Source organism: Plastoroseomonas arctica (genome assembly GCF_018128965.1).
GTDB classification, from domain to species: Bacteria; Pseudomonadota; Alphaproteobacteria; order Acetobacterales; family Acetobacteraceae; genus Plastoroseomonas; species Plastoroseomonas arctica.
Genome location: NZ_JAAEDH010000007.1, coordinates 129851 through 144075, shown reverse-complemented (window position 1 = coordinate 144075; position 14225 = coordinate 129851). Strand labels below are relative to the sequence as shown.

The 14225-nt window shown below is 70.0% G+C and carries 14 protein-coding genes; 8 read left to right on the top strand and 6 right to left on the bottom strand.

What is annotated here, in order from left to right; all coding sequences use genetic code 11:
• Positions 1 to 71: 71 nt before the first annotated feature.
• Positions 72 to 1616, bottom strand: coding sequence for a discoidin/SUN/FTP domain-containing protein (locus tag GXW79_RS08345; protein ID WP_211873913.1), 1545 nt, complete (start codon positions 1614 to 1616; stop codon positions 72 to 74).
• A 183-nt stretch (positions 1617 to 1799) separates the two neighbouring features.
• On the opposite strand from GXW79_RS08345, the gene GXW79_RS08340 reads away from it, so the two are divergent.
• Positions 1800 to 3017 (top strand): CaiB/BaiF CoA transferase family protein, encoded by a 1218-nt coding sequence (locus GXW79_RS08340; RefSeq protein WP_211873912.1) that lies wholly within the window; start codon positions 1800 to 1802, stop codon positions 3015 to 3017.
• 1 nt (position 3018) lies between these two features.
• Positions 3019 to 3855, top strand: coding sequence for an alpha/beta fold hydrolase (locus GXW79_RS08335; RefSeq protein ID WP_367614843.1), 837 nt, complete (start codon positions 3019 to 3021; stop codon positions 3853 to 3855).
• Positions 3856 to 3859: 4 nt separating this feature from the next.
• Here the strand turns inward: GXW79_RS08335 and GXW79_RS08330 are convergent, their stop codons facing one another.
• The 5 genes from GXW79_RS08330 to GXW79_RS08310 all read right to left on the bottom strand — a co-directional run bounded on the left by GXW79_RS08330 (position 3860) and on the right by GXW79_RS08310 (position 9110).
• On the bottom strand, positions 3860 to 5785 hold the full coding sequence (locus GXW79_RS08330) for an AsmA family protein (RefSeq protein WP_211873911.1): 1926 nt from the start codon (positions 5783 to 5785) through the stop codon (positions 3860 to 3862).
• Between the two features lie 83 nt (positions 5786 to 5868).
• Positions 5869 to 6456, bottom strand: coding sequence for a YcxB family protein (locus tag GXW79_RS08325; protein ID WP_211873910.1), 588 nt, complete (start codon positions 6454 to 6456; stop codon positions 5869 to 5871).
• A gap of 10 nt (positions 6457 to 6466) precedes the next feature.
• On the bottom strand, positions 6467 to 6826 hold the full coding sequence (locus GXW79_RS08320) for a hypothetical protein (protein ID WP_211873909.1): 360 nt from the start codon (positions 6824 to 6826) through the stop codon (positions 6467 to 6469).
• The gene (gene hemB, locus GXW79_RS08315; protein ID WP_211873908.1) at positions 6819 to 7814 is read right to left on the bottom strand and encodes a porphobilinogen synthase; all 996 of its coding nucleotides are present in this window, start codon (positions 7812 to 7814) and stop codon (positions 6819 to 6821) included. Before hemB ends, GXW79_RS08320 begins: the two co-directional genes overlap by 8 nt.
• A 3-nt stretch (positions 7815 to 7817) precedes the next feature.
• A complete protein-coding gene (locus GXW79_RS08310; RefSeq protein ID WP_211873907.1) occupies positions 7818 to 9110 on the bottom strand; it encodes an O-acetylhomoserine aminocarboxypropyltransferase/cysteine synthase family protein in 1293 nt (430 codons plus the stop codon).
• Positions 9111 to 9216: 106 nt separating this feature from the next.
• Between GXW79_RS08310 and GXW79_RS08305 the strand changes: the two genes are divergently transcribed.
• The 6 genes from GXW79_RS08305 to ribD all read left to right on the top strand — a co-directional run bounded on the left by GXW79_RS08305 (position 9217) and on the right by ribD (position 14222).
• A complete protein-coding gene (locus GXW79_RS08305) occupies positions 9217 to 10056 on the top strand; it encodes a dienelactone hydrolase family protein (RefSeq protein WP_211873906.1) in 840 nt (279 codons plus the stop codon).
• A 59-nt stretch (positions 10057 to 10115) separates the two neighbouring features.
• The gene (gene rpiB / locus GXW79_RS08300) at positions 10116 to 10565 is read left to right on the top strand and encodes a ribose 5-phosphate isomerase B (protein ID WP_211873905.1); all 450 of its coding nucleotides are present in this window, start codon (positions 10116 to 10118) and stop codon (positions 10563 to 10565) included.
• Positions 10562 to 11866 (top strand): serine hydroxymethyltransferase, encoded by a 1305-nt coding sequence (glyA, locus tag GXW79_RS08295; protein ID WP_211873904.1) that lies wholly within the window; start codon positions 10562 to 10564, stop codon positions 11864 to 11866. Before rpiB ends, glyA begins: the two co-directional genes overlap by 4 nt.
• A 73-nt stretch (positions 11867 to 11939) precedes the next feature.
• Positions 11940 to 12401: a transcriptional regulator NrdR gene (gene nrdR / locus GXW79_RS08290; protein WP_211873903.1), complete on the top strand. Its 462-nt coding sequence runs from the start codon at positions 11940 to 11942 to the stop codon at positions 12399 to 12401.
• A gap of 3 nt (positions 12402 to 12404) precedes the next feature.
• The gene (locus GXW79_RS08285; RefSeq protein WP_211873902.1) at positions 12405 to 13082 is read left to right on the top strand and encodes a zinc metallopeptidase; all 678 of its coding nucleotides are present in this window, start codon (positions 12405 to 12407) and stop codon (positions 13080 to 13082) included.
• Positions 13083 to 13124: 42 nt separating this feature from the next.
• Positions 13125 to 14222, top strand: coding sequence for a bifunctional diaminohydroxyphosphoribosylaminopyrimidine deaminase/5-amino-6-(5-phosphoribosylamino)uracil reductase RibD (gene ribD / locus GXW79_RS08280; protein WP_246503817.1), 1098 nt, complete (start codon positions 13125 to 13127; stop codon positions 14220 to 14222).
• Positions 14223 to 14225 lie beyond the last annotated feature (3 nt).

The following is a 14225-nucleotide window of genomic DNA, read 5'->3' as shown; positions in this document are numbered from 1 at the left end:
TCCCTTGGGATCGTGGCGGACCATGCGTCCGGCCGGGCGCCGGGGCAAGCGGGCCGGGATTTCATTTCCCGTCAGCGCTTGGGGAGGTAGGGGCGGATCGTGAGGCCGGTCCTGGGATAGTCGAGCATCAGTTGCCGTTGCTCGGCGGTATTGGCCCAGTCGCCATAGCGGGTGAAGCCGCGCGCGGTGTCGTGCGCCACGAAGATGCGCGGCGACTGAGCGTCGAACAGCTGCGGCAGCATCACCCTGCGGAAGAAATACAGCGTCTCCACCCGCACGGACTGCGCGATGACGGCAGCCACGAACGTGCCGTGGCCGGAGATGATGCGCCGCGCGCCGAAGATCGTGGCGGTGTCCTCGCGCAGCGTGCTGCTCTGCATGGTGCAGCCGATCCCCGCTGCCGAGAGGTAGGCCTCCAGCGCGGCGATGGTGGGGTTGGCGCGGTCCTCGTGCACCACAACTACCTGGTCGACCGGGTGCTCCCGCGCGGCGTGTTCCAGGGCGGCGACGTAGTAGGATAGCGGCGGCTGCACATACCCGACATGCCCGCCCACGCCCTGGAACACGTCGCCGGAGCGGATATGGATGACGACCGTGCCGGCATCCAGCGCGCCATCCTCAAGGCCTGGCAGCAGGATCGGCCGCACGGCGTCGCGCAGGATGGCGGCCAGGCGAATGGGGTCGCGTTCCACGGCCGCCGGCACGTAGTGGCCGTAGTAGAAGCGCGACATCATCAGGAAGGCGTTCTCCCCGGCCTCGGGCTTCCGCACCAGAATCTCGATGTCGCCGTAGCGCAAGCTCTCCGGCACGCCGAACGCGTCGCGGAAATCATCCACGCTGAGATAGACGCGGCCGATCCCGTGGACCTGGGCGAAGAGCAGCGCGTTCATTGTCCCGATGATGCGATTGCCCAGCCGGCCGATGCGCAGCGTCTGGACGGCATCGATGGCGCCGAAGGCGTGGCCGGGGAAGAAGCTCAGCCGGTCGCCGTCATATCGCCGCCGGGCATCCTCGAATGTCCCGAACGGTGCCACGCGTTCGTGGAAGACGCGTTGCAGGTCCGCCTCCTCCGCCGGCGGATGCGGGCCCGTGACGGCCTCGGGAACGAAGACCTGCACCAGTTGCAGGTGCAGCGCGGTGCGGGGCTGGCGCACCGCGAGGCGCACAAAGCGGATGGCGGGCTGGTCATCGCGCCGGTGCAGCCGGATGCTCAGCGGCGCGCCGGACGCCACGTCGCCGAATTCCTGCGCGACGTCGACCAATGCAGTCCACGCGATCCCATCCTCAGAAAGCTGGACCACCAGCGGCAGCGCCCGGCCACGCAGGTTGTCCTGCTTTGCGTTGCTGCGCTGGCCGCGGTTGTAGACCCGCAGCACCAGGTCGCGATGGCCCCCACCAAGGTCGATCGACCACCAGGGATTCGCCTCGAATTCGGTATGGATCGCGAAATCCGCCTGGCGCGGCGGGTCTACCAGCGCCGCGGCGCCACCCATGTGCGACCAGCGCGACAGCGTGCTCTGCGCACAGGCCTTGCCCGGCGCGATGTTCACCCATCCGGCGAGATCGAACCCGGCATCGAGGCGGATCTCGATGCCGGACGCCGGGCCATCGCTCATGGCGCGCTGTCTTGCGGGGGTGGGGTGGCGATCTCGACCATGCGCGGCATCAGGGCGACGATGCGGCGCGACGCGGCCTTCGGCAAGCGCATGGCAGGCCGGCCGCTCAGCCGCGTGCATGGACAGCCACGGACAGGGTGCGTAAGGCTGGCCGCGCCACCCGCATCGATGAGACACCCCGCCATGACCCAGCCCGCCGTGACCCAAGCCGGGGGGCCCCTCACGGGGCTTCGCGTCCTCGACCTCACCCGCGTGCTCGCGGGGCCGACCTGCACGCAGATGCTGGGCGACCTCGGTGCCGAGATCATCAAGATCGAACGCCCCGAAGCTGGCGACGACACCCGCGGCTTCGCGCCCCCGGTCTGGCCAGGCACGACCGAGAGCGCCTACTTCCTCGGCGTGAACCGCAACAAGCAGTCGGTCACGCTCGACATCGCCAAGCCCGAGGGCCAGGCGATCATCCACAAGCTGCTCGCCAGCTGCGACATCCTGGTCGAGAACTTCAAGGTCGGGGCGCTGGCGAAGTACGGGCTGGGGTGGGAGCAGTTGCATGCACAGTACCCGGCGCTGATCTATTGCTCGATCACCGGCTTCGGCCAGACCGGACCCTACGCGCCCCGACCTGGGTATGACGCACTGATCCAGGCCATGGGCGGGGTGATGTCGCTGACGGGCGAGCCCAACGGCCCACCGCAGAAGGTGGGCGTGCCCGTCGCGGACCTGTTCGCGGGCCTCTATGGCTGCATTGGCGTGCTCGCGGCGGTGAACCACCGCCACGCGACCGGGCAGGGCCAGCAGGTGGATATCGGGATGCTGGACACGCATGTCGCCTGGCTCGCGAACCAGGGGATGAACTACCTGGCCACCGGGGAGAACCCGCCGCGCCTGGGCAACCAGCACCCCAACATCTCGCCCTACCAGGAATTCCCGACCAAGGATGGCTACATCATCCTCGCCGTGGGCAACGACCCGACCTTCCTCCGCTTCTGCCAGACGGTGGGGCGTGAGGACATCGCGGCCGACGAACGCTTCGCCACTAACGCGACGCGGGTCGCCAACCGCGACCTGGTCACCGCGACGCTGACGCCGGTGATGCAGACCCGCACGACGACGGAGTGGGTGGGCATTCTGGAGGCCGCCAAGATCGGCTGTGGTCCCATCAACCGGCTCTCGGACGTGTTCGAAGACCCGCACGTCATGGCTCGCGAATGCGTGGTCGAGATGGAGCATGCGAGCGGCACCCGGGTGCAGGTGATCGCCAATCCGGTTCGGCTCTCGGCCACGCCGCCCACCTACCGCTCCGCCCCGCCGGTGCTGGGGCAGCATACCGACGTGGTGCTCACCGGCCTTGGGCTGAGCGAGGCCGAGATCGCCGGGCTGCGCGCGCAAGGGGTCGTCTGACGTGAAGCGCAGGGCGGTGCGCTGGCTATCGGCCACCGGGTTCCACACCATGCGCTGGGTGGAATGGGGGCCGGAGGATGGCGCGCCGGTGCTCTGCGTGCATGGCCTCACCCGCAACGGGCGGGATTTCGACATCCTCGCTCAGGCGCTCGCGGCCGAGGGCCGCCGGGTGATCTGCCCCGACCTGCCGGGGCGGGGGGAGAGCGACTGGCTGGCGCAGGCGTCGCTGTACCAGCCGCCCGTCTATGTCGGCGCGCTGGCCCATCTGCTCGCGCGCATCGACGCGCCCTGGGTCGACTGGGTGGGAACCTCGCTGGGCGGCATCTGCGGCATGCTCGCGACCAACATCCCCGGCCATCACGTTCGGCGGATGGTGCTCAACGATGTCGGCGCTTTAATCCCCAAGGACTCGCTCGAGCGCATCCGCGACTATGTCGGCACGGACCACGTCTTCGCCGACGTGGCGGCGCTCGAGGCCTATCTGCGCCGCGTGCATGCGAGCTTCGGCACGCTCAGCGACGCCGAGTGGCGTCACCTCGCCGACCACTCCAACCGCCGGGTCGAAGGCGGGGTCGCGCTGCATTATGACCCGGCCATCGCGAAGCCGATGCAGGATGCGGCCGTCGAGGCGCTGGACCTCTGGGCCATGTGGGAGGCGATCACCGTGCCGGTGCTGCTGATCCGCGGCGCCGAGAGCGACCTGCTGCCGGCCGATGTCGCGGCCCGCATGGCAACGCGCGACGGCGTGCGCCTGGTCGAGATCAGCGATGCCGGTCACGCGCCGGCTCTGATGGCGGCGGACCAAGTGGCACTGGTCGCCGGCTTCCTGCGCGGCTGAGCGCCTAGCGCCGCCGCACCCGCGCCCGCATGTCGGCGCAGCGCGGATCGTCGCCGATGCCGAGCTCGATGGTCGGCAGCAGCGCGAGCGGCAGCGCGGCAAAGCCCAGCGCCACCGCGAGCCCGCCACGCACGCCGAGTTCCACCACCTCCGGCGCTATGGAGGGATCGGAGAAGCTGCCGGTCAGCAGCAGCGCGGTCGGCAGGGCGCCGACCGTCGGGCGCTTGGACTCGCTGCGCAGCCGCATATCGATCCGCTCGTCGGACAGCCGCACTGTTCCCGAGGCGGAGATCAGCGCATCGGCGGTCTCGAGCAGCGTCGCGCGGGATTCGAGCACGCCGCGCCGCAGCACGAAATCGGCGACGAAGCAGCGCAGCTCGGTGCGGTCCGGCAGACCCAGGCCAGAGAGCAGCGCATTGCCCAACCGAAGGCCGGAGATGTCGACCAGGAAAGCGCTCAGATTGCCGCCCGCGGTCGAGAGGAACAGGTTGCCGTTGCCGCGCGCGAGAAGCTCGGCCAGCGAGCGCCCGGTCGATTCGATCCGGGCCCGCCCGTTCAGCGCGCCGCCGCCGCGCGAGCCCGCGGCGCTCATCAGCCGGGCGATGTCGACCTGTTGGAAGTTGATGCCGGCCACCGCCTGTACGGTGCCTTCGGGCTGCGGCGTGAGCACGATGTCGGCCTCGATCGCACCGCTGCCGACGCCAAAGCGCAGCGGCCGGATGGTGACGATTCCATCCACCAGCTCGAGCGAGACCCGCAGATTGTCGAGCGGGGTGGAATTGCCCAGCACCTGGCCGGCCTCGTATTGCAGGTGGACGTTCGCCGCCTCGAATTTCGGCACGTTCACCGGCGCGTTCGGCAGCACGCGGCCGCTGGCGGCGGCATCGGGGCGGACCGGCGTGCCGCGCACCGGCTGCCCGCCGATGAAGCCCGCGAGGTCGCGCAGGTCGACCCGGCGCGAGCGCAGGGCGGCGGTCACGTCCGGCACCCGCCCGCGCGGATCGATGGTGAGCGTGCCGCCGATATCGGTGCGCCCGACGAGGCCGTCGATCTCGGTGAAGCGGTAGTGGGTCTCGCTGTAGTCGAGCCGGCCGGCGACCCGGAAGGGTGGCGTCTGCGGGATCGGCACGCCGGTGAGCGGCGTCAGCATCGCGAGGTCGGGCCCGGCAAGGCTGAGGCGGAGGTCGGCGCCGGCGAGCGCGAAGGGGTCGCGCAGGCGGCCCTCGACCGTCGCCTCGGTGCGGCCGTTCTGAATGCTGAGCGCGATCGGCCAGGGGCGTTCGTTGGTGTTGAGGTCGGCGATGGTCCCGCCGATGAAGCTGGCCGTGAGCGGCTGCCCGGCATAGGTGCCGCGGCCCTCGGCGGTCACCACCAAGCCCGCAGTCGGCATCTCGCGCGTCTCGATCTGGGCGGTGACGTCGCCGCGCAGCTCCGGGTAGACGACATGCGCCGTCGTCTCATCCACCCGGATCGAACCGATCCTGACGCGCGGCCCCGGTGCGGGCGCGGGGGTCGGCGTCGCCGGATTTCCCAGCGCCGGCGAGGGGGCGGCGAGTGCCAGGTTGCTCACCCCATCCGCGCTCAGCCGGGCCTGGACGTCGCCGCCGCGCACCGCGATTGCGGGCAGCACGATGCCGTCGCCGCGCAGATAGGCCATGACGTCGAGACGGACGGTGAGTTCGCGGACCCGTGCGAAGGGTGCATCGCCCTGGAACCCGGCCGGATTGGCGACGACGACGTCGCGCAGCTGCACCTCGGTCACCCGGCCAAGTCGAACGCCGAGCCCGCCGATCGTCACCGGCTGCCCAAGAGCCGCGGAGGCGCGGACCTCGACCATGGGAATGAACCAGGACCAGGAAAACAGCACCGCAAGAACGCCGAGCGCGAGCAGCGGCACCGCCACCACCACCATCCATCGCCTGAACCGCATAGTGAAACCACTCCGTCCGATGCGACGGCAACGCGTATGACGGGGCGCGGTTTCCCTCCGGCCTGATCGGCGATCGCACGCGCCTACGCGGGTACCTCGACGGCGCCCGTCGCGGCGGCCTTCGCGGCGAGGCAGGCGCGCAGTGCGTCCAGCGCCGCCTGAGGCTGCCCGCGCTTGGGGATGATGATGCCGCTCGCATTGCCGAGCATGAGGAACAGGTGCTGCGAAGTCTCGTCGACATGGGTGATCGCTGCCCATTCGCACTGCGTGGTGCTGGTCGTGGCCGTGATGGTCAGGCCTTCCGGACTGGCTTCGAGACGTTTATGGCCGAGGAAGGCGTCCCGCGGGGCGCGGCCCAGCAGCGTCCGGATCTGGCGGCGGATGAACCAGGGCCTCAGCGCCTCCAGCGCCACCAGCCCCGCCAGGGCGAAGCCGAGCGGCGCGCCATAGAGCAGCGGCAGGTCCGCCGCATGGAGGACGTCGGTCGCCGCATAATAGGCGGTCAGGATGCCGGCCATGACGAGGAGAAAAATGGCGTGGTTGCGCAGGCGCCTCGCCTTTCGGCCCGCCGCGTTGACCTGGTGGAGGTTGAAGGCCTCGAAATCCGCGACCGTCACGTCAAAGGCAAGGCTCGCCCGATGCGTCTCCGGCAGCCGGGTCACGGCAGGCACGGCTGGCGTCTCAGCGGAGGTAGGGCGGCACCGTCGCCCGTTCGGGGCGGAAGCGGCCGAACCGCGCGAGGATCTTCTGCGCAAAGGTGAGAGCGCCCGGCGGCGGTGCGGGCAGTGGCGGCAACTCGGTCACCTGGATCGCGCTGCGCGCGCGCCGCGCCTGCACCAGGCGCCACCATGCGCGCGCCTTCTGGTGCGCGTCCTCGGCATAGCGAAAGCCAAGCATGGCATCGACCTCGGCGCGCTGGGCGCGCAGCGCGTCGATGTCGCGCGGGTCGCCGGCGGACATCGCCGGCTCCCAGGGGCGCGTGAAACCCGGGCGCATGTTGCGCCCGCGCCTGCGCTCCTCCTCCTCGATGAGGCTAGCCACGGCGGAGAACCTCGGCTGCCTCCACGGCGAAATAGGTGAGCACGCCGGCGCAGCCCGCGCGCTTGAAGGCGAGCAGGCTTTCCATCATGGCGCGCTCGCGGTCGATCCAGCCGCGGTCGGCGGCCCCCGCAATCATCGCGTATTCGCCGGACACCTGGTAGGCGAAGGTGGGCACCTTGAAGGTGTCGTGGACGCGGCGGATGATGTCGAGATAGGGCATGCCCGGCTTGACCATGACCATGTCCGCGCCCTCGGCGATGTCCATCGCCACCTCGCGCAGCGCCTCGTCCGAATTGGCCGGGTCCATCTGGTAGGTCTTCTTGTCCCCGCGCAGCGCCTTGCCCGATCCCACCGCGTCACGGAACGGTCCGTAGAAGGCGGACGCGTATTTGGCAGCGTAAGACATGATGCGGGTGTGGATGAGGCCCTTCGCGTCCAGCGCGGCACGGATGCGGGCGACGCGGCCATCCATCATGTCCGACGGCGCGATGATGTCGATGCCGGCTTCGGCCTGGATGACGGACTGGATCTGCAGGATCTCCAGCGTGTCGTCGTTGGCGACGTAGTCGCCGCGGATCACGCCGTCATGGCCGTGGTCGGTGTAGGGGTCGAGTGCGACGTCGCCCACCAGCCCGAAGTCGGGGAATTCGCGCTTGAGCAGGCGGGCGGCGCGACAGATCAGGTTTTCGGGGTTCTTGGCCTCTGTGCCTTCGGCGTCCTTGAGCGAGGGCGGGGTCATCGGGAACAAGGCCAGCGCGGGGATGCCGAGCTTCGCCGCGTGCTCCACATGGCCCACGAGTCGGTCGAGCGTGACGCGCGAGACGCCGGGCATGGAGGGCACGGCCGAAATCGTGTTTTCGCCATCCATGATGAAGATCGGCCAGATCAGGTCGCCGGTGGAGAGCACGTTTTCGGCGGTGAGGCGGCGGGTCCAGGCATCCGTGCGGTTGCGGCGCAGGCGGGTGCCGGGAAAGCTGGGTGTGCTCATGCGTCAGGCCCTGGTTGCTGCATCGAGCGCCTGGGAGAGATCGGCCAGGATGTCGTCGATATGCTCGATGCCGATCGACAGCCTCACATAGCCCGGCGTCACGCCCGAAGCCAGTTGTTCGGCCGGCTCCAGCTGGCTGTGCGTGGTGGTGGCCGGGTGAATGGCCAGGCTGCGGGCGTCGCCGATATTGGCCACGTGGTAGAACAGCTGCAGCGCCTCGATGAAGGCGCGGCCGGCCGAGGCACCCGCCTTCAGCTCGAAGCCCATCAGCGAACCATAGCCACCGCGCAGCGCGGCGTCCGCGCGGCGCTTGGCCTCCCCGGTCTGGACCGAGGGGTGGATGACCCGCTCCACCGCCGGGTGCGAGGACAGGAAGGCGGCGACGCGCAGCGCATTCGCGCAGTGCCGTTCCATGCGCAGCGGCAGCGTCTCGAGGCCCTGGAGGGTGAGGAAGGCGTTGAACGGGGCCATCGGCGCGCCGAGGTCGCGCAGGATGCAGGTGCGGGTGCGGATGATATAGGCGATGGGACCGAGCGGCTTCACCGCCTGCGTCCAGACGGCGCCGTGATAGCTCGGGTCGGGCTGGTTGAGGGTGGGGAAGCGGTCGCCGCCGGCCTCCCAGTCGAAATTGCCGCCATCGACGATGATGCCGCCGATCGAGGTGCCGTGGCCGCCGATGAACTTGGTGGTGGAGTGCATGACCACGGCGGCGCCGAGTTCCAGCGGCTTGCACAGGATGGGCGCAGCGGTGTTGTCCATGATCAGCGGGATGCCGAGCTTGCGGCCAATGGCCGCGACCTCGGCGATGGGGAAGACCTGCAGCTTCGGGTTGGGCAGGGTCTCGGCATACCAGGCGCGGGTGCGGGCGTCGGTGGCGCGGGCGAAGCCTTCGGGGTCGGCCGGGTCCACGAAGCGGACCTCGACCCCCATCTGCTTGAGCGTGTTGGCGAACAGGTTCCAGGTGCCGCCGTAGAGGTCGGTCGAGCTGACGATGTTGTCGCCAGGCTGGGTGAGCGTGAGGATCGAGAAGGCCGTGGCCGCCTGGCCCGAGCCCAGCGCGAGCGCCGCGACGCCACCCTCGAGCGCGGCGATGCGCTTCTCCAGCACATCGACCGTGGGGTTCATGATGCGGGAGTAGATGAATCCCATCTCGGCCAGGCCGAACAGGCGCTCCGCGTGGCCCGTGTCCTGGAACTGGAAGCTTGTGGTCTGGTGGATGGGAACGGCGACGGAGCCCGTGGAGGGGTCGGCGCGCCAGCCGGCATGGAGAACCTGGGTTTCCGGGTTGGTGGACATGGGTTTCTCTCCGCTCGTTTGCGGGCGATGCTAGGCGGCGGCGCGCGGAGCGCCAAGCGTCGCGTGCAATGGCACGTGATCGCACCGGACGGGAGAGGAATTGACCATGCGCGGCCTGATCCTGGCGATGCTGCTGCTGTCCGGGTGCGCGGCCGAGGCGCAGGGACCGATCACCCTCGGGGCCGGCGACATGATGATCCCGGGGCCTGAGGGCGTGCAGCTCCGCGCCCGGCTGGTGCCGGTGGAGGATGGCCGTCGCGGCGTACCGGTGCTGGCTTTCCATGGCTGCGGCGGGATTGGTGGGCCGGAACGCGGCATCCGTCTGCCCTCGCGAGAGCGGGACTGGGCGGACAGGCTGCACGCGCTCGGCCACCCCGTGCTGTTCGTGGACAGCTTTGGCAGCCGCGGGCGCACCGAGGCCTGCCGGGGCGGCAGCGTGGGGATCGAGGCCGAGACCATCCGCCGCGCCGATGCCCATGCGGCCGCGGCCTGGGCGGCCGCTCAGCCCTGGGCGGCGCCAGGGGGTGTGGTGCTGCTGGGCTGGTCGCATGGCGGGTCGACTGTGACGGCGGCCGCGGCCGGGTCGCCGCCGGGGCTGATCCGCGGCGTGATCGGCTTCTATCCGGGCTGCTACCGGCTGCGCCAGGTGGGCGGCTGGCAGCCCAACGTGCCGATGATCATGCTGCTCGGCGCCGAGGATGACTGGACCCCCGCGCGGCATTGCGAGGCGCTGGCGGCGCGCGATCCGGCGCGGGTGCGGGTCCAGGTGTTTCCCGGCGCGCATCACGGCTTCGACGCGCCCACGGGCGAGGTGCGGCAGATGACCGGGCTGGCCTTCACGGCGCGGGGCGGGGGCGTGGCCACGATCGGCCCCAACCCGGCGGCGCGCGAGGCGGTGCATGCGATCGTGCCGGCCTTCATCGCGGGGCTGGCTCCCGCGCCGTAGGGGGCAGACCCGCCCAAGCAGGCTTTGTCCCGGGCGGCCGCCGCGTGATAAACCCGCGCATGGACACGAGTCTCCCGATCGCGTTTGGCGCGGACCATGCCGGCGTCGCGCTCAAGGACCTGCTGCGCGAGGCGGTGGATGGGCCGGTGCTGGACCTCGGCACGCATGGGCCGGACAGCGTCGACTACCCGGATTTCGGGGTGGCTGTGGCGAATGCGGTTGCCTCCGGCCGGGCGCGGCTTGGCGTGCTGGTCTGCGGGTCGGGGATCGGCATCTCCATCGCGGCCAACCGGAACCCGGCCATCCGCTGTGCCCTGGTGCAAGACGCCACCGGCGCGCGACTGGCGCGAGAGCATAACGACGCCAATATCATCGCCCTGGGCGCCCGCATGATCGGGACCGAGGTGGCGCTGGAGGCGCTGCGGGTATTTCTGGCAACACCCTATGCCGGCGGCCGCCATTCGCAGCGCGTCGTCAAGCTGAGCCCTGAATGGACCGAAACACGATGAACGAGCAGACCCCCGCCTTCACCCATGCGCGCTTCTTCCAGGCCTCGCTGTCGGAGACCGACCCCGCGATCTTCGCCGCCGTGGGCCAGGAGATGGCGCGCCAGCAGGATGGGGTGGAGCTGATCGCGTCTGAGAACATCGTCAGTCGGGCGGTGCTGGAGGCGCAGGGCTCGGTGCTGACGAACAAGTATGCGGAGGGGTATCCGGGGCGGCGCTATTACGGCGGGTGCGAGGCGGTGGATATCGCGGAGACCCTGGCCATCGAGCGGGCCTGCGCGCTGTTCGGCTGCGGGTTCGCGAATGTGCAGCCGCATAGCGGGGCGCAGGCGAACCAGGCGGTGTTCCTCGCCCTGCTGCAGCCGGGCGACACCTTCATGGGATTGGACCTGGCGGCGGGTGGGCACCTGACCCATGGCGCGCCGGCGAACCAGTCGGGCAAGTGGTTCAAGGTGGTTCCCTACACGGTGCGCCGCGAGGACAGCATCATCGACATGGACGAGGTCGCGCGCATCGCGCGGGAGAGCCGGCCGAAGCTGATCATCGCCGGTGGGTCCGCCTATTCGCGGGTGTGGGATTTCGCGCGGTTCCGCGCGATCGCCGATGAGGTCGGTGCGTATTTCATGGTCGACATGGCGCATTTCGCGGGGTTGGTGGCGGGGGGGGCGCATCCGTCGCCTTTGCCGCATGCGCATGTGGTGACGACCACGACGCACAAGACACTGCGCGGCCCGCGGGGCGGGATGATCCTCACCAATGACGAGGCGCTGGCCAAGAAGTTCAACTCGGCGGTGTTCCCGGGATTGCAGGGCGGCCCATTGATGCATGTGATCGCGGCCAAGGCGGTGGCCTTCGGGGAGGCGCTGAAGCCGGAGTTCCGAGCCTATTCGCGGCAGGTGGTCAAGAATGCGCAGGCGCTTGCCGCGTCCCTGCAGGAGCAGGGGCTGGATATCGTCACGGGGGGTACGGATAATCACCTGATGCTGGTGGATCTGCGGCCCAAGCGTGTGACCGGCAAGGCCGGCGAGGCGGCGCTGAACCGCGCGCATCTGACCTGCAACAAGAATGCGATTCCGTTCGACCCTGAGAAGCCGATGGTCACCTCAGGCGTGCGCCTAGGTTCGCCGGCCGCGACGACGCGTGGTTTTGGCGAGGCGGAGTTCCGCGAGGTCGGCGCGTTGATCGGCGAGGTGCTGGATGGACTGTCCCGCGCGAACGACGCGTCCGGCAACACCGCCGTCGAAGACGCGGTCCGCGCCCGCGTGCTGGCCCTGTGCTCACGCTTCCCGATCTATCCCGCCTGATGGGGCCGGTGCCCTTAGCCAAGAATAAAGGAAAGGGGTCCGGGGAAATTCTTTTCCCCGGCCTGCTTCCTTCATGAAGTGCCCGTTCTGCGGCGTCGAAGACACCCAGGTGAAAGACAGCCGCCCTGCCGAGGACAGCGCCGCTATCCGCCGCCGCCGTTTCTGTGCCTCGTGCAGCAGCCGCTTTACCACTTTCGAACGTGTGCAGCTGCGCGACATCACGGTGATCAAGACCGATGGCCGCCGGGTGCCGTTCGACCGGGAGAAGTTGTCGCGCTCCATCCGTGTCGCGCTGCGCAAGCGCCCGGTCGAGGAGGACCGTATCGAGCGCCTGGTGACTGGGATCCAGCGCCGGTTGGAGACCGAGATGGAGGCGGAGGTGAATTCGCGCCAGATCGGCGAGATCGTGATGGAGACGCTGCGCGGCGTGGACCAGGTGGGGTACGTGCGGTTCGCGAGCGTGTACCGCAATTTCAATGAGGCCAAGGATTTCCAGAGCTTTCTCGGCGAGCTCGGCAAGCCCGGCAAGGGCTGAGTCGTGCCTTACGTCGTCGGCGCGGCGCTGCTGTTGCTGCTGGTGTTCGGGCCGATGCTGTATGTGCGCTGGACGATGGCGCGGCACGGCGCGGAGCGGGCGGATTTCCCCGGCACGGGCGGCGAGCTGGCGCGGCACCTGCTCGATGAGGCCGGGCTCAACCAGGTGCCGGTGGAGCTTACAGACAAGGGCGACCATTACGATCCGGTGGACCGGGTGGTACGGCTCGGAGAGGCGCATTTCAACGGCCGATCGGTCACCGCGGTGGCGGTCGCCGCGCATGAGGTCGGGCATGCGGTGCAGCACCGGGATGGAATGCCGGCGTTCGGCTGGCGCATCCGGCTGGTTCGGGTGCTGATCCCGGTGCAGCGGGTGGTGGATGTGCTGTTTCTGGTGGGCGGGCTCGGCGCAATCGCGTTGCGCGCACCGGTGATCGTGCTGGCGGAGGGTGCGCTGCTGGTGGGCATGATGGCGCTGTCCGTCGCGGTGCACCTGGTGACCCTGCCGGTGGAGCTCGATGCAAGCTGGCGGCGCGCGCTGCCGGCGTTGGCGACCGGCTACATCTCCGAGAAGGACATGCCCGCCGCGCGGTCGGTGCTGCGTGCGGCCGCACTCACCTATGTGGCATCGGCGCTGATGTCGCTGCTCAATGTCGCGCGGCTCGCAAGGCTGTTCCGCTGAGCACCCCCTGCCGGGCGGCGATGTGACCGGGTAGAGAAGCGCATGGATGATGGTCTCCATATGCGGGCGGCGCTCGCCCTGGCGCGTCGGGGTCTGGGCAATACCTGGCCGAACCCCGCGGTGGGCTGTGTGATCGTGCGGGACGGGCGGGTCGTCGGGCGCGGCTGGACGCAGCCGGGCGGACGGCCGCATGCGGAGACGGAGGCGCTGCGCCGCGCGGGTGATCTCGCGCGCGGGGCCACGGCCTATGTGACGCTGGAGCCGTGCTCGCATTTCGGCCGCACGCCACCCTGCTGCGATGCGCTGGTGCGCGCCGGCGTTGCGCGGGTGGTGTGCGCGATGCGGGACCCCGATGCGCGGGTGGATGGGCGCGGTTTCACGCGCCTGCGCGAGGCGGGCATCGCGGTGGAGGAAAGGCTGTGCGAGGCCGAGGCGCAGGCGCTGAATTTGGGCTTCGTCAAGCGCGTGCGGCTGGGCCTGCCGATGGTGACGCTGAAGCTCGCGACCACGCTCGATGGCCGGATCGCGACGGCCTCGGGCGAAAGCCGCTGGATCACCGGGCCGGAGGCGCGCCGGGCCGTGCACCGGATGCGGGCCGCGCATGATGCGGTGCTGGTGGGCTCGGGGACGGTGCTGTCGGATGATCCGGAGCTGACCTCTCGGCTGGAGGGCACCAAGCCGGTGGCCGACCTGCGCGTGGTCGCCGATGCGCGGCTGCGGATGCCAGCGACGGCGCGGCTGGTCGCGACGGCGCGTGATATCCCGACCTGGCTGGTCACGGTCCCTGGCCATCCGCCGAGCGCGCTGGCGCCATTCCAGGAAGCCGGGGTGGACGTGCTGACCGTGGCGCGCGGCGAGGGCGGGCTGCTGCTGCGCGAGCTGTTGCGTGCGCTCGCCCGGCGCGGCGTCACCCGCGTGCTGGCTGAGGGCGGTGCCGGCATCGCCGCCGCCCTGGTGCGGGAGGGCCTGGTCGACCGGCTCGCCTGGTTCCACGCGCCGGGCGTGATGGGCGGGGATGGGCTGCCGGCCGCCTATCCGCTGCCGCTGGCGCGGCTTTCCGAGATGCCGCGGTTTTTGCGGGTGGCGCATCGGGCCTTGGGCGCCGATATGCTGTCCGAATACGTGAGCGAGGGAGGCTGAGGC

What these genes read in the sequence shown, in the direction of transcription:
- GXW79_RS08340 (WP_211873912.1), top strand. Translation starts at nt 1,800, where the DNA reads ATGACCCAGCCCGCCGTGACCCAAGCCGGGGGGCCCCTCACGGGGCTT.
- GXW79_RS08310 (WP_211873907.1), bottom strand. Translation starts at nt 9,110, where the DNA reads ATGTCCACCAACCCGGAAACCCAGGTTCTCCATGCCGGCTGGCGCGCC.
- GXW79_RS08330 (WP_211873911.1), bottom strand. Translation starts at nt 5,785, where the DNA reads ATGCGGTTCAGGCGATGGATGGTGGTGGTGGCGGTGCCGCTGCTCGCG.
- GXW79_RS08305 (WP_211873906.1), top strand. Translation starts at nt 9,217, where the DNA reads ATGCGCGGCCTGATCCTGGCGATGCTGCTGCTGTCCGGGTGCGCGGCC.
- hemB (WP_211873908.1), bottom strand. Translation starts at nt 7,814, where the DNA reads ATGAGCACACCCAGCTTTCCCGGCACCCGCCTGCGCCGCAACCGCACG.
- nrdR (WP_211873903.1), top strand. Translation starts at nt 11,940, where the DNA reads ATGAAGTGCCCGTTCTGCGGCGTCGAAGACACCCAGGTGAAAGACAGC.
- GXW79_RS08345 (WP_211873913.1), bottom strand. Translation starts at nt 1,616, where the DNA reads ATGAGCGATGGCCCGGCGTCCGGCATCGAGATCCGCCTCGATGCCGGG.
- rpiB (WP_211873905.1), top strand. Translation starts at nt 10,116, where the DNA reads ATGGACACGAGTCTCCCGATCGCGTTTGGCGCGGACCATGCCGGCGTC.
- ribD (WP_246503817.1), top strand. Translation starts at nt 13,125, where the DNA reads ATGGATGATGGTCTCCATATGCGGGCGGCGCTCGCCCTGGCGCGTCGG.
- glyA (WP_211873904.1), top strand. Translation starts at nt 10,562, where the DNA reads ATGAACGAGCAGACCCCCGCCTTCACCCATGCGCGCTTCTTCCAGGCC.